This is a genomic window from Bradyrhizobium sp. WSM3983 (genome assembly GCF_000473045.1).
In the GTDB taxonomy this organism is placed as follows: domain Bacteria; phylum Pseudomonadota; class Alphaproteobacteria; order Rhizobiales; family Xanthobacteraceae; genus Bradyrhizobium.
The window spans coordinates 1-13,631 of sequence record NZ_AXAY01000005.1 but is presented as its reverse complement, the minus strand read 5'-3'; the positions used below and the strand labels follow the sequence as shown (position 1 = coordinate 13,631).

Genomic DNA, 13,631 nt, shown 5'->3' with positions numbered 1-13,631 from the left:
ACTCTTCGCTTGACGCCTCGCACCGGGGATATAGGCGCGCAATCAACGCAACAGGGAAAATTAACGATACTCATTGAGGGACTATTCACCGAAATGGCAAACAAAGCGTTTAAGCGCGAGCCACGATCTGCCGCGTCCTTGTGACGCTTCGGCGGCGTCGGTCCCCCGGTGATTAACGGTTCGTTACCGTGCATGCCCAACGGTGCGCGCGCATGCGGCTTTGCAGCGTCTTGGCCGGCCTGCGCGCGCATGGCCGTCAGCGCTTCCGCAGGATGACGTGGTAGTCGCCGCGGCGGACGTCGGTGCCGCGCGGAAGCACGGCGTTCATCACAGCGGCGCCGGCGTCGACGAGGGCGGCGAACAGCGGCTTACGCTGGCGCATCTCGGGATAGCGCGGGCTTTCGACCTCACGGCGGTAGATCATCTCCAGGCCATGGGCGGCTGCGAACGCTTCGAGCTTCGACAGCGTCACCAGCGGATGGAAGAAAGTCGGGAACGGCGCCTCGCCGGGCAGGCCGGCGGTCTTGATGCCGCGGATGTTCCGGTAGAACCAGACATGAAACCAGTGCGGCGAGTGCTTGGTGACGACGCCCGACAGCGAGCGTGGATTGGGCGCGCCGATCAGGATCATGCCGCCGTGCTTGAGCGCATCGCGGAAGTTCAGGAGCGCCGCCTCGACATCGGGTAGGTGCTCGATCACGTTGTAGCAGATCACGACGTCGAAGGTTTCAGGGCCGAACCGATAGGTCTGCACGTCGCCAAGGATCGCCGCGTCGGCGTAGGTGTTGTTGCGGACCTGGTCTTCGTCGATGTCGACGACGGTGACGTGGCTGCGGCCGAGCACGTCCATCGGCAGGAAGCTCGAGGAGCCGCCGCCGGCCTCGTAGATCGCAAGCCGGCCTTGCGGCAGCTCGCGGCGCAGCACCTCGTGAACGCCGAGCAGGCTGTCGCGGGCTTCGCCGGCGACGAGGTCGAGCAGTGCCTGGGTGTGCGCAGGACTTGTGGGGGCTTGGGCACTGGTAGCTGTCGCGAACTCGATCGTGGCTGACTTGTTCATGTTTTATAACCGCGCTTGTTCGACTCAAATTTACAGGAAAAAACTCTCGTGCCCGAAGAGCAAATCTGATGCCGCGCGCCTTCGCCGGTCGCGGTGCTTACGGTCGGGTTAACGCACCCATGCGTTAACTACGGCATTGTCCATGTTGCGCTGTTGGCGGGCGATGGACCGCAGATTGCAGTATCACACGCGCAGGAATTCGCAGGGAAAACACGCGAAAGCAGTTAAGCGTATGATAGGATGCCTCGTAGTCTGGACATTGCCGTCGCGGTGCAGCTTGAGCGCTGGAGCAGGCCGTCCATTTTGGGACGCATCTGTCCCGCGCGGCCGTGTCGGGACGGCGTTTGATGCAGGGCTTTCTCAATGAATCTCGGACATTGAAAAGGTCATGACGCTGATCCCGACAGACCTGTCCGCCAGCCGGATCTCGGAAACGTTGCGCGATCCCAACCGGGAGATCGCGGCGAGCTCGCGCGTCATTGATCTCTCGGTCGGCATCGTCGTCTGCATTCCCTGCTTCCGTCGCCCGCAACATCTGCGGCTGACGCTGGACTCGCTCGTCGACCAGCGCACTCCGCGCTCCTTCGCGGTGGTCATGGTCGAGAACGATGCGGCCGGGCGCGCGAGCGCATCGGTGGCCGCCGAGTATCTCGCTTCCGGCAAGCTCCAGGGCATCTGCCTGGCCGAGAAGCGGCAGGGCAATTGTCAGGCGATCAACGCCGCGTTCGAGACGGCGCAGGCGCTGTTTCCCGCCGCAACCCGTTTTCTGATGATCGACGATGACGAGATCGCTTCGCCCGACTGGCTTGAATTGATGGTCCGCACCGCGGAGGCGACCGGTGCCGACGTGGTCGGTGGACCGGTGCTGCCGGTATTCGACGACGACAGCCAGCCTTGGCTGGCGCGTCATCCCGCCTTCTGCCCCACTTACGACTACACCGGTGCGGTGCCGCTGATCTATGGCTGCGGCAATTGCCTGATCACGCGCGCGGCATTCGAGCGGCTCGGCAGCCCCGCCTTCGATCTGCGCTTCAATTTCCTTGGCGGCGGAGACTGCGACTTCTTCTATCGCGGCCGCAATGCCGGCATGACCTTCCACTGGACCGCGGAAGCCGTCATCACAGAGACCGTGCCGCAGAGCCGCACCAGCCTCGGCTGGATCGCAAGGCGCGGCCTGCGCATTGGGGTCATCAACTACCGTGTGCAGTACAAGGCCGCGCAGAGCGCGGCAGCACGGGTGCGCGTGTTCGCGCAGACCTTGGGACGGCTGCCGCTGTCGCTGGTACGCTCGGCTCGCCTGCTGACGTCATCGAAAGCGGTCGTTGCGATGCATCCGATGCTGGTGGCCGTCGGTTCTGCTCTCGCGGCATTCGGTTACGATCCGAAGCCCTATGAGGCCTCGAAGATCGTTTCCTGACGCGTCAGCCGCTAGATTCCAAGATAGGAAAGAGCGATCTTGATCGCGGATCGCGGCATCGCCTTGAGCGAGCGCCGGCCGACCATACCGAGATAAGTGAGCGCTTCGCGGTATCTCCTGAAGCGTATCGCTTGCATCGCCGCATAGGTCACCAGATGGATTTCGGCTGCTCGCCGCAGCCGGGGCGCCGCGCCGGACGGCAGCTTGCCGAGGATCAATTCATCGTCGAACACCCGCGCGACCGCCGGGAAGAAGTCCTGCGGCGTCCGCACCGCGGCGTTCATGGTGTTGGCTGTGTGCAGGCGGTAGTCGAGCAGGAGTTCCGGCACATAGGCGAACTCACCTGTTGCGGCGAGGCGGCACCAGCAATGCCAGTCCTCGCAATAGCGGAGCGAGACGTCGAAGCCGCCGGTGGCGCGGAAGGCCTCCGCGCGAACCAGCATGATGCCGCCATTGACGATGAAATTGCCGCAGGCCAAGCGCTCCAGCACGTTGCCGGACGGCTTGAGACGTCCCTTCAGGAGGCCGCGGCGGCCGATCGCCTGTCCCGCGCTGTCGATCGTGTTGTAGTCGCCATAGACCAGCACCGCGTGCGGAGCGGTCTTCGCCGCCGTCAGTAGTGTCGTCACCGCATCGGCGCGCAGGCGATCATCGGCATCAAGGAACATCAGCCAGTCCCCGCGCGCGCCTCGTGCGCCGAGATTTCGTGCAGCCGACACGCCGCTGGCGTCGTTCATGATCAGGCACAGCCGTGGATCGCGGATGGCCTGGACGATCGCCACAGTGTCATCGGTCGAGCCGTCATCGACGACGATCACCTCGGAGACATCGGCTTGCGCCAGCGCGCTTGCGATGGTTTCGCCGATATAGGCCGCGGCATTCTTCGCAGGAGTGACGACAGAAACCACAGGCGGCATCGCGCGCGCATCCGCCGCCGCGGGCGCACCGGCCGGTGGATCGAGCATGGCGTCGGTGAGGGTCAAGCGATGGCTCGTCGTGTTTAAGGATCTGTTAACCAGGCGAAGGCGGCAACAGCTCTGGTCGTCGCGGATGATACCCACATAACGATCAAATCGTTGTTGCGAAGGCCGTCATGTCGTCGGTTTCGTAGATTAGCGTTAAGCCTGTGGCGCTAAGTCTGTCGCAGCTTTCGAGAGGTGCGACAGCCGGTCTCATGCGAAATGAGGGGCCTGATTGCCGCGGATGGATCCTGTGCCCGCAAAGACATTCGACTACGATCCCGACGACATGATCCTCAACCTGTTCTACGAGGACAAGGACGATCGCTGGTTTCCCGGCGACCGTCATCTGCGTCGCATGGCGCGCAAGATGCTGTTCGGCGAGCCGCGGATGAGCGGGCAGCTGCGCGTGTTCCTCAATCTCTGTGCAGGGCTCGACCGGCTCGGCATCCGCTATCGCGTCAACGACTACGGCTACATCGCGCAGTATCCCGAGGAAGTTGCCTGCATCATCGGCCGAGCCTTCCTGCTCGACAAGTTTGCATGGAAGAACCCGATCCTGCTTGGCGTTTGTGCCTATAATCATCCGTTGGACGATCCCGACCTGTTCAAGCGGCTTCCAGTCCGGAAATTCCTGGTGCCCGGTCCGTGGTATGCGGAGATGTACCGGGCCCATTGGCCTGAGACGGAAGCCTGGCCCGTCGGCATCGACACTGATTTGTGGGCGCCGTCGCGCCCGGGCGGGAAGACCGTCGACGTCCTCCTCTACGACAAGGTCAGCTGGGACCGCGAGCGCTACGTGCCGGAGCTGGTCGAGCCGGTTCGCGCGCGGCTGATCAAGGAAGGTCGCTCCTTCACCGAGTTGCGTTATGGCAGCTACAAGGAGGACGATTATCAAGCAGCGCTCCGGCACTCGCGCGCGATGATCTTCCTGTGCCAGAACGAGAGCCAGGGCATTGCCTATCAGCAGGCGCTGTCCTGCGGTGTGCCGGTGTTCGCCTGGGATCCCGGCGGCCCGTGGCCGGATCCCGACTACTATCCGCACCGGGTGCAGTTCGAGCCGGTGTCATCGGTGCCCTATTGGGATGATCGCTGCGGGCTCAAATTCACGGACCGCGCCGGCTTCGAGGACCGCTGGACCGATTTCTGGGCCGGCTGCACCGCGGGCAAATTCGATCCGCGCGGCTACATCCTGGACAATCTCACGCTGGAGCAGCGCGCGCTGCAATATTACGAGATCGCGCGCAGCGTCGCACGGCAGAGCCGGATTCCTGCCGCGTCCGGCATGCTGGTTGACGGATGGTTAACGGGGATGGGCTAGACCTCTGACGTCCCGCATCGTCCCACCCGGCCTTGAGGCATGGATCGCAGCGCCGCAGACATGACTGACGTCGAGGCCCGCTCGCTCGGCCATGCGTTGCGCGACGAGCTGGCGAGGTTCAGCGTCGTGAGCGCGGCGCGCTGTCTTGTTGCCGTCACTGCCCTGCTTTTGGTCCTGATAACGCTCGATCCGTTTCCAGACTTGCGCAACCCCGACGTCGCCACCGTCGTCAGCGGACGATTGGCGACGACCTACATCTTGTTCGGATTGCTGGCCGTGGTCGCGGTGCTGTTCACCCTCACCACCGACGCGGCCTCGCTCAGAAGCCTGGTCACGCCGCTGCATCTCTGCCTGATCGGCTGGATGCTGATCGATCTCGCATTTTCCGAGAGCCGCGAGGTCTCGATCCAGCGCTTCGTGCTTGCCGCCAGCGCAACCACGCTTGCCGTCCTGCTGCCGCTGCTGCCGCCGACACACCGGAGCTTCAATCTGTGCCTCGGCGGCGCCGCGCTGGTGCTGCTGGTGGTGTGCTATCTCGGCGTCCTCTTTGCCCCGCAATATTCGATCCACAGCGCGCTCGACATCACCGAGCCGCAGCTTGCCGGCGACTGGCGCGGCAGTTTTGGCCACAAGAACATCGCCTCGCCGGTGATGACCGTCCTGGTCTATGTCGGCATTTACCTGTCGGCCGTCGGCTCCTTCGTGATGGGGCCTGCTATCGCGCTGCTTGCCGGCATCTTCCTGGTCTTCACCGGCGGCAAGACGTCGTCGGTGCTGTGCCTTGCCATCTATGCCCTGGCATCGCTGGTCTATGTTATCAGGAGCCTGTGGCTGAAGCGGATCATCTGCTTTGCGCCGCTGATCGTGATGAATTTGCTGACGGTCGGCAGTGTCATGACCCCGGTGCTCGGCAGCATCACGCGGGCGCTTCCGGTCGATCCCACTTTCACCGGCCGTGCCGAGGTCTGGGAGTTTGCGCTCTCGGCCGTCGCGGAAAAGCCGATCATTGGTCACGGCTATGCGGCGTTCTGGGACGGCGCGGCGGAGGGGCGGACCACCCAGGGCTCGGAATGGGCGGTGACGGCGGCCCACAGCCACAACAGCTATCTCGACCTCGCCGTCACCATCGGCCTGCCTGGCCTGCTGCTGGTCGTCCTCATCTTCGTGGTTGCGCCGCTGCGCAATTTCCAGCAGGTCCAGGCCCACAACCGTAGCCACGCGCTGGGTAAGCTGTTCCTGACCATCTGGCTGTTCGGCCTGTATTTCGGGACGACCGAGACCTTCCTGCTCGAGCGGCAGAACCCGGTCTGGTTCATGTTCGCGCTCGCGGTCGCCGGGTTGCATTTCCTCGCCAGGTTCCAATGCGTCACGCAAATGGACCCGATCGCTGACAGCTTGTCGCAGCCGCGCGTTCCATATCGGGACATTGCGCGCGCCGTGACGGTATCGGCTTAACGATAAGCAGCGACGTAACTTGTGGTCTGCGACAAAACATAATCTATCTGGACACGTTCAGTAACTGTATGCCCCCGCAAATGGCGTTTCTCAGCGTCGAACAACTAGATGGCCGGGTGTCCAGCACGTCGGGAATCTCAGTCGATTTCATGCGTGACTGGCGACAGGCCGCATTGCGCCTGAACGCCGGCCATCGCACCGCATTCCAGCATGGTTACTGGTTAGGTGCCTGGTACGAGGCCTTTCACGGCGTCGCGCCGCTGATCGCTGTCATCGCCGATACGACGAGCGGCAAGGACATCGCGATGGTGCCGATGTTCAGCCACGTCAGGCGCGGCATCCGCGTCGTCGAGTTTGCCGATCTCGGTGTCTCCGACAACAACGCCCCGATCCTGGCTTGCGACGCGAGTTTCGATGCGGCCGGCGCGCAAGCGATCAGCGCGGCGTTCGTGGACGCGTTGCGCGCCTTGCCTGATGGCTTCGACCTGCTGCGCCTGAAGAAGTTGCCGGCCTATGTCGGGGCGAAGCCGAACCCGCTGGTGTCGCTCGGTCGGCTCGGCTCGTGTTCGCTCAACGGCAATCTCGTGCTGACCGGCGACGAATATGCGGACTATCAGGCGTCGATCAAGCGCATGCAGATGCCGCGATGCTGGCGCGTGTTCAGCCGTCACGGCGGCGCGCGGTTCGAGATCGCCAGCGACGTTATTCGCGCGCACGAGCTTCTTGACGTGATGGACGTCCAGCAGCAGGAGCGCATGCAGCAGCTCGGCGCGAGGTTCGTCCTCAACGACGAGGCTCATGCCGACTTCTATCGCGAGGTGGCTCGGCAGGGGGTTACGGAAGGCTATGCGGTGGTTTCGGCGCTCGTCTGCGACGAGGGCATTGTCGCGACCACGTTTGGCGTCAGATACGGCGCGACCTATTATTTGCTGCGCATCGGCCATGCCGGCAAGTCGTGGGCGAATTGCTCGCCCGGGCTGCTCGTGACCGAGCGCACCATGGCGGCGCTGCATGCGCAGGGCGTGCGGCGCTTCGATCTCAGCATCGGCAATCACGATTACAAGCGCCGCTTCGGCGCCGAGCGGGTGCCGCTGACCGACGTCAGCGTCGCGCTGTCCTGGCGCGGGGTGCCTTATATGCTGCGCGACCATGCCGCCCAGGGCTTGCGCCGCCATCCGAGGCTCTCTGCCTTCGCGGCGAGGGTGATGGGCAAGGGCACGCGTTAGAGCGGTCCACGCTCGCGGGTTGCTGGGTCACTCTAATATCGCAATGATTGTGCTATCGTCGCCGCGAGGAGGCGACATGGACGATCATTCGGACAAATTTCGCGCATTCTATGCGCAGTTGATCTGCGCTGCCGCCAAGACCACGGACCCCCGCATCGAGCAGGCGTTTCGCAAGGTGAGACGCGAGCCCTTCGCCGGACCCGGGCCGTGGTCGATCTCCTTGGGTGGCCATCCTTATGTCGTGACGCCCGACGATGATCCCGCCTTTCTCTATCAGAACGCACTTTTGGCGCTGGATTCGGTGCGCGGCCTCAACATCGGCATGCCCGGCGCGCACGCCTATTGGCTCAGTGGCGCCGGCGTCAGGGAAGGCGAGACCGTGCTGCAGATCGGCGCGGGCACCGGCTATTACACCGCCGTTCTCGCCGAGCTCGCCGGTCCCAATGGCCGGGTCTATGCCTATGAGATCGACGAACGCCTGGCGGGGCTCGCGCGCGGGAATTTGAAAGACATCGCCACAATTGAACTGCGCGAGCGCTCGGGCATTGCGTCCGATCTGCCTGATGTCGACGTGATTTATGTCTGTGCGGGCGCGGCGCAGCCGGCCACGGAATGGCTCGCGGCGTTACGCCCCGGCGGCCGGCTGGTGTTTCCGCTGGCGCCGGAGGGCGTGCACGGCGGCATGCTGATGATCACGCGCCCGGAACAGGGCACGGCTTGGCCGGCGAAATTCCTGGGCCGCGCCCAATTCATCGGCTGCGCCGGACTTCAGGATGCGGAGGCCGGCCGGCGACTGGCCGAGGCGTTCGCAAAGGGATGGGAGAGCGTGCAGTCGTTGCGGCGAGGGGACGCGCCCGACGACACCTGCTGGTTTTCCGGCGACGGCTGGTGGCTTTCATCGGCGCCCGCATCTGCGCCGGCGGTCAGCATCCCGCCGCACGCGGACATCACGCAGGCCTGATACTCAAGATCCCGCGCAGCCGGCGCAGATGGGGCGGCATTCCTCGAGAGAATGCCGCCCGCGTCGCATCTGCCATGCGGCTTGTCGAGAGGCCCAGGCTTAACCGTGCAGCTTTTTTGCGGTCTCCGCGATCTGGCGTCCCTGATAGCGCGCGCCGGCGAGCTCGTTGGCGCTGGGCTGGCGGCTGCCGTCGCCGCCGGTGATCGTGGTGGCGCCGTAGGGCGCACCGCCGGTGACCTCGTCGAGCTTCATCTGGCCGGCAAAGCCATAGTTCATGCCGACGACCACCATGCCGAAATGCAGGAGGTTGGTGATGATCGAGAACAGCGTCGTCTCCTGGCCGCCATGCTGGGTCGCGCTGGCCGTGAAGGCGCCGCCGACCTTGCCATGCAGCGCGCCCTTGGCCCACAGCCCGCCGGCCTGGTCCAGAAAGTTCGCCATCTGCGAGGCCATGCGGCCGAAACGGGTGCCGGTGCCGACGATGATCGCGTCGTAATTGGCGAGATCCTCGATCTTGGCGACAGGGGCGGCCTGATCGACCTTGTAATAGGAAGCCTTTGCGACCTCGGCCGGCACCAGTTCGGGCACGCGCTTGATGTCGACGGTGGCGCCGGCTTCGCGCGCGCCTTCAGCAACGGCGTTCGCCATCGCTTCGATGTGGCCATAGGCGGAATAATAGAGGACGAGAACTTTGGTCATGGTGGTCTCCGTTGGGTTGGTTTGATTGCTGGTTGTTGGGATCGTCATGCCCGGGCAGAAGCGCGTCTTCGCGCTAGATGTCCCGGGCATCCGTGTTCTTGTTTCCGTGTGGAAGGGCATGGATGGCCGGGAGAATCCCGGCCAGGGCGGAGAGCGTTGCTAGACCGCGTCGACCAGCACGAACTCGGAGTCTTCGAGCGCCGTGATCTTCAGCCTGGCCTCGTCGCGGATCGCGGCGCCGTCGCGGGCGTTGACCCGCACGCCGTTGATCTCGACCGCGCCTGCCGCGGGCACCAGGTAGAGGTGCCGCGTCCTCTCGGGCTCGTACTCGGCGCTCTCGCCGGCCTTCAGCGTGGTGGCGAGCACCCGCGCATCGGCGCGGATCGGCAGCGCGTCGGTGTCGCCCTCGATACCGCTCGCAATCGTCACGAGCTTGCCGGAGCGATCCGACTTCGGGAACGGCTTGGAGCCCCAGGTCGGTTGTCCCCCGCGCGCGGTCGGCTCGATCCAGATCTGGAAGATCCGGGTCTGCGTCGGCTCGAGATTGTACTCGGAGTGGCGGATGCCGCTGCCGGCACTCATCACCTGCACGTCGCCCGCTTCAGTGCGGCCCTCGTTGCCAAGGCTGTCCTGATGGGTGATCGCGCCCTCGCGCACATAGGTGATGATTTCCATGTTGGCGTGGGGATGCGCGGGAAAGCCGGTGTTTGGCGCGATCTCGTCGTCATTCCACACCCGCAAGGATCCGTGACCCATGTTGTTCGGGTCGTAGTGGCTTCCGAAGGAGAAATGATGCTTGGCATTGAGCCAGCCGTGGTCGGCGCCGCCGAGCTTGTTGAAAGGTCTGAGTTCGATCATGGAAGTGGTGACCTGATTGGAGGGGAAGGATTTGGCGTTATGCGCCAAACCCTCCGTCGACATTGAGCACGGTGCCGGTGACGAAGGAGGCTTCCGGGCTGGCGAGGAAAACGACGCCGGCGGCGACTTCCTCGGGCCGTCCGAAGCGCTGCAGCGCGTGCTGCTTGCGCTGCGTCTCGGCGAACTCGCCGCCGTCCTTCGGGTTCATGTCGGTGTCGATCGAGCCGGGCTGCACCACGTTGACGGTGATGCCGCGCGGGCCGAGGTCGCGCGCCGCGCCCTTGGTGTAGCCGACCACGGCCGACTTGGTGGCGACATAGTCGGCAAGACCCGGGAACGAGGCGCGGTCCGCGAGCATCGAGCCGACGGTGACGATGCGTCCGCCTTCACCCATCAATTGCGAGGCGGCGCGGATCGCCGCGATCACGCCATGCACGTTGACCTGGTCCTGCCGCTCCAGCGCGGCCGTGTCGGCGTTGGCGTCGTCGATCGCGCCGCCATTGGCGACGCCGGCGTTGTTGACGAGAATGTCAAGATGGCCGAATTCCCTGGCGACGTCGTTGACGAGGTTCGTCACGTCCCTGGCCGAGGCCTGGTCCGCCCTGAAGGCGCGGGCCTTGACGCCGCGGGCTTTCAATTCGTTGACGACGGCTTCGGCCTTTTCGGGCGAGGCGACGTAGCTGATGGCGACGTCCGCGCCTTCGTCGGCCAGAGCGCGGGCTGAGGCCGCACCGATGCCGCGCGAGCCGCCGGTGACGAGGGCAACCTTGCCTGAGAGCTTCTTGGTCATTGGATTTCTCCAGTCCTGAATGTCTGATGACCTTGGATAAGCGTCCGTCTGTGGTATAGAAATAGAAACTGTCGAAACACATTGTTTCCTTAAATATCCTGATTGGACGGTTGCCGTGGCAAAACTCCCCGATTTCGAGGCGCTCGCGATTTTCGCAAAAGTCGTGGAATTACGGTCGTTTGCGGGGGCCGCAGGCGAGCTCACAATGTCCAAGGCCACGGTGTCGAAGGCCGTGACCCGCCTGGAGGAGCGGCTCGGCGCCCGCCTGTTCAATCGCACCTCGCGCCGGCTGGCGCTGACCGATGCCGGGCACAAGCTCGCCGAACGTGCCACGCGCCTCTTGGTCGACGGCGAGGCGGCGGAGAACGAGGCGCTGGCGCAATCGGTGGCGCCGCGCGGCCTGGTGCGGCTCGCGGTGCCGATGACGTTCGGGATCAAGGCGGTGGCGCCGCTGCTGCCGGAGTTTTTCGAGACCTATCCGGAAGTCTCGGTCGATCTGCATCTGAGCGATGCGACCGTCGATCTCATCGGCGAGGGTTTTGACATGGCGGTGCGGATCGCCCGGCTTCCGGATTCCTCGCTGATCGCGCGGCGGCTCTTCACCATGCCGCGTTTCACCGTCGCGGCGCCGTCCTACCTCAAGACACACGGCCGGCCGACGCATCCGATGCATCTCGCCGGGCACAAATGCTTCAGCTACGCCTACCTCTCCACGCCGAACGTCTGGCACTACACCAATTCCGCCGGCGAGCAGGCGAGCGTCCGCCCCGGCGGCCAGCTTCGCGTCAACAATGGCGAAGCCGTGATGCCCGCGCTGATCGCCGGCCTCGGCATCGCCGAGCTGCCTGAATTCATTGTCGGCGATGCGATCTCCTCCGGCGCCGTCGAAGTGATCCTGAAAGACTGGAAGCAGGCCGAAGGCGCCGTGCATCTCGTAACCCCACCCGGCGGCCCGCGCCCCGCGCGCGTCGAAGCGCTCGGCGATTTCCTCGCCGCGATGCTGCCGGGCACCTGCAAGCGGAAGCCGAAGAAAAGCGGCAAAACCAGTTAGCTACACTTTGGTGGGCACGACGCTTCTCGCCTTTGCCCACCCTACGGCGTCTCGCTAGTCTATCGTCCGAGCAAGCTATCGTAGGGTGGGCAAAGCGAAGCGTGCCCACCACTCTTTGGTGAGAAGGTCACAGTGCCTCAATATCGCCGAGCGAAAGGTAACACATTCTTCTTCACGGTCGTGCTCGCCGACCGTTCAAGCACCCTGCTTGTGGATCATGTTGATCGCCTCAGGCGAATTTACCAGACTGTCCAACAACGCCGCCCATTCGAGACGGTCGCGATCTGTATCCTGCCCGACCATCTCCATTCCATTTGGTCGCTTCCGGACCACGACATCGATTTTTCGTCTCGGTGGAATCTGATCAAAGGCGGCTTTTCGCGAGGCTCAGAACCGCAAGCGCGCTCGGCAAGCAAGCTACTCAAGCGCGAGAAGGGCATCTGGCAGCGCCGCTATTGGGAGCACGCAATTCGCGATGACGCGGACCTGGAGCGACACATCGACTACATTCATTTCAATCCTGTGAAGCACGGCCTCGTCGCCCGGGTGCGCGATTGGTCGCTTAGCAGCTTCCATCGCTATGTGGAGCAAGGTGAGCTGCTGCCGGTTTGATGGACACCCGGTTAAGCTAATCCCACCTTGCGCTCGAACTCAACAGGGCTGAGGTATCCGATCGTCGAATGACGCCGGACGGCGTTATAGAACCGCTCGATGTAGTCGAACACATCTGCTCTTGCCTCGTTCCTGGTTCGATAGGTCTTGCGCTCGGTGCGCTCGGTCTTCAACGACGAGAAGAAGCTCTCCATCGCGGCGTTGTCCCACACATTGCCGGACCGGCTCATGCTGCAAACGATGCCGCTGTCAGCCATCAAGCGCTGGAACTGTTCGCTGACGTATTGGCTGCCGCGATCGGAATGATGCATCAAGGCATCCGGCTTGCCGCGCCGCCAGATGGCCATCAGAAGGCCGTCCGCAACCAACTGAGCTGTCATGCTGGCGCTCATCGACCAGCCGACCACCCGGCGCGAGAATAGGTCGATCACGGCCGACACATAGAGCCAGCCCTCGGCGGTCCAGATGTAGGTGAAGTCGGCGATCCACTTCTGGTTCGGCCGCTCGGCCACAAACTGACGATCCAGAAGATTCGCCGGCACGTTCGCTATCTGGCGATTGCCTTCGTCCTTCGGCAGGCGCCGGCGCCTTGGCCGCGCCCGTAAGGCCTGCAGGCGCATCAGCCGCTCGATCCGATGCAGACCGCAGTCGACGCCGTCCGCCAGAAGGTCTCTCCAGACGCGCCGTGCGCCGTAGGTCCGGTCGCTGGCAAGGAAGCTTGCCTTGATCCGCTGGCCTACCGTCTCGTCGCTTCGGGATCTGGCGCTGGGCGATCGGTTCAGCCAGGCATGGAAGCCCGACCGCGACACGCCCATTGCTTCGCATAGCCATGCCACCGGCCAGATATTCCGGTGCTTCGCGATGAAGACGAACTTCATGTCGCTTCCTTCGCGAAGTAGGCAGCGGCCTTTTTTAGGATGTCCCGCTCTGCCTTCAGCTTGGTGACCTCGCGCCGCAGCCGCTCGATTTCCAATTGCTCAGGCTTCATCTGCCCGTGGCCGGGGAAGGCCTGCACAGGGTCGGAGCCGAACTCCTTCACCCATTTGCGCAGCACGTTCTCATGCACGCCCAGGTCTCGGCCCGCTTGCGCCACCGACACCCCGCGCTCCCTGACAAGCTTGACCGCCTCAACCTTGAACTCTCGACTGAACTTCCGTCTCTGCATGACAACCTCCGGCTTCATGAAACACCCAATCTTGGTGTCCATCAAACCGGCAGCAGCTCA

13 protein-coding genes are annotated in these 13,631 nt (G+C 63.9%); 7 read left to right on the top strand and 6 right to left on the bottom strand.

What is annotated here, in order from left to right:
* Nucleotides 1-256 precede the first annotated feature (256 nt).
* The gene (locus tag YUA_RS0109470; RefSeq protein WP_027530466.1) at nt 257-1,057 is read right to left on the bottom strand and encodes a bifunctional 2-polyprenyl-6-hydroxyphenol methylase/3-demethylubiquinol 3-O-methyltransferase UbiG; all 801 of its coding nucleotides are present in this window, start codon (nt 1,055-1,057) and stop codon (nt 257-259) included.
* A 388-nt stretch (nt 1,058-1,445) separates the two neighbouring features.
* On the opposite strand from YUA_RS0109470, the gene YUA_RS0109465 reads away from it, so the two are divergent.
* Nucleotides 1,446-2,474: a glycosyltransferase family 2 protein gene (locus YUA_RS0109465; protein ID WP_027530465.1), complete on the top strand. Its 1,029-nt coding sequence runs from the start codon at nt 1,446-1,448 to the stop codon at nt 2,472-2,474.
* An 11-nt stretch (nt 2,475-2,485) separates the two neighbouring features.
* Here the strand turns inward: YUA_RS0109465 and YUA_RS0109460 are convergent, their stop codons facing one another.
* The gene (locus YUA_RS0109460) at nt 2,486-3,439 is read right to left on the bottom strand and encodes a glycosyltransferase (RefSeq protein WP_051383141.1); all 954 of its coding nucleotides are present in this window, start codon (nt 3,437-3,439) and stop codon (nt 2,486-2,488) included.
* 247 nt (nt 3,440-3,686) lie between these two features.
* On the opposite strand from YUA_RS0109460, the gene YUA_RS0109455 reads away from it, so the two are divergent.
* The 4 genes from YUA_RS0109455 (at nt 3,687) to YUA_RS0109440 (ending at nt 8,396) form a co-directional block, all read left to right on the top strand.
* Complete coding sequence (locus YUA_RS0109455) at nt 3,687-4,754, top strand: glycosyltransferase (protein WP_035970797.1); 1,068 nt, start codon at nt 3,687-3,689, stop codon at nt 4,752-4,754.
* A 39-nt stretch (nt 4,755-4,793) separates the two neighbouring features.
* Nucleotides 4,794-6,209, top strand: coding sequence for an O-antigen ligase (locus YUA_RS43740; protein WP_051383134.1), 1,416 nt, complete (start codon nt 4,794-4,796; stop codon nt 6,207-6,209).
* Between the two features lie 80 nt (nt 6,210-6,289).
* Complete coding sequence (locus YUA_RS50925; RefSeq protein WP_027530462.1) at nt 6,290-7,435, top strand: GNAT family N-acetyltransferase; 1,146 nt, start codon at nt 6,290-6,292, stop codon at nt 7,433-7,435.
* A gap of 76 nt (nt 7,436-7,511) precedes the next feature.
* Complete coding sequence (locus YUA_RS0109440; RefSeq protein ID WP_027530461.1) at nt 7,512-8,396, top strand: protein-L-isoaspartate O-methyltransferase; 885 nt, start codon at nt 7,512-7,514, stop codon at nt 8,394-8,396.
* Nucleotides 8,397-8,495: 99 nt separating this feature from the next.
* Here the strand turns inward: YUA_RS0109440 and wrbA are convergent, their stop codons facing one another.
* From wrbA to YUA_RS0109420, 3 genes are all read right to left on the bottom strand, one after another.
* On the bottom strand, nt 8,496-9,095 hold the full coding sequence (wrbA, locus tag YUA_RS0109435; RefSeq protein WP_027530460.1) for an NAD(P)H:quinone oxidoreductase: 600 nt from the start codon (nt 9,093-9,095) through the stop codon (nt 8,496-8,498).
* Nucleotides 9,096-9,254: 159 nt separating this feature from the next.
* Entirely contained in the window at nt 9,255-9,953 is a 699-nt protein-coding gene (locus YUA_RS0109425; protein WP_027530459.1) for a pirin family protein, read from the bottom strand.
* Between the two features lie 37 nt (nt 9,954-9,990).
* Entirely contained in the window at nt 9,991-10,743 is a 753-nt protein-coding gene (locus YUA_RS0109420) for an SDR family NAD(P)-dependent oxidoreductase (protein ID WP_027530458.1), read from the bottom strand.
* A gap of 115 nt (nt 10,744-10,858) precedes the next feature.
* Between YUA_RS0109420 and YUA_RS0109415 the strand changes: the two genes are divergently transcribed.
* Nucleotides 10,859-11,794 (top strand): LysR family transcriptional regulator, encoded by a 936-nt coding sequence (locus YUA_RS0109415; protein WP_027530457.1) that lies wholly within the window; start codon nt 10,859-10,861, stop codon nt 11,792-11,794.
* A 132-nt stretch (nt 11,795-11,926) separates the two neighbouring features.
* Nucleotides 11,927-12,406, top strand: coding sequence for a transposase (locus YUA_RS43735; protein ID WP_051383133.1), 480 nt, complete (start codon nt 11,927-11,929; stop codon nt 12,404-12,406).
* 11 nt (nt 12,407-12,417) lie between these two features.
* On the opposite strand, the gene YUA_RS0109405 is transcribed toward YUA_RS43735, so the two are convergent.
* Nucleotides 12,418-13,571 (bottom strand): IS3 family transposase gene (locus YUA_RS0109405; RefSeq protein ID WP_156947059.1). Its coding sequence is split into 2 segments (ribosomal slippage): nt 12,418-13,322 and nt 13,322-13,571, totalling 1,155 coding nucleotides; the frame shifts between segments, so codons are not numbered across the junction.
* Nucleotides 13,572-13,631: the final 60 nt, after the last annotated feature.

Coding starts and splice junctions, on each gene's coding strand:
- YUA_RS0109470 (WP_027530466.1), bottom strand. CDS start 1,057: ATGAACAAGTCAGCCACGATCGAGTTCGCGACAGCTACCAGTGCCCAA.
- YUA_RS0109465 (WP_027530465.1), top strand. CDS start 1,446: ATGACGCTGATCCCGACAGACCTGTCCGCCAGCCGGATCTCGGAAACG.
- YUA_RS0109460 (WP_051383141.1), bottom strand. CDS start 3,439: ATGCTCGATCCACCGGCCGGTGCGCCCGCGGCGGCGGATGCGCGCGCG.
- YUA_RS43740 (WP_051383134.1), top strand. CDS start 4,794: ATGGATCGCAGCGCCGCAGACATGACTGACGTCGAGGCCCGCTCGCTC.
- YUA_RS50925 (WP_027530462.1), top strand. CDS start 6,290: ATGGCGTTTCTCAGCGTCGAACAACTAGATGGCCGGGTGTCCAGCACG.
- YUA_RS0109440 (WP_027530461.1), top strand. CDS start 7,512: ATGGACGATCATTCGGACAAATTTCGCGCATTCTATGCGCAGTTGATC.
- wrbA (WP_027530460.1), bottom strand. CDS start 9,095: ATGACCAAAGTTCTCGTCCTCTATTATTCCGCCTATGGCCACATCGAA.
- YUA_RS0109425 (WP_027530459.1), bottom strand. CDS start 9,953: ATGATCGAACTCAGACCTTTCAACAAGCTCGGCGGCGCCGACCACGGC.
- YUA_RS0109420 (WP_027530458.1), bottom strand. CDS start 10,743: ATGACCAAGAAGCTCTCAGGCAAGGTTGCCCTCGTCACCGGCGGCTCG.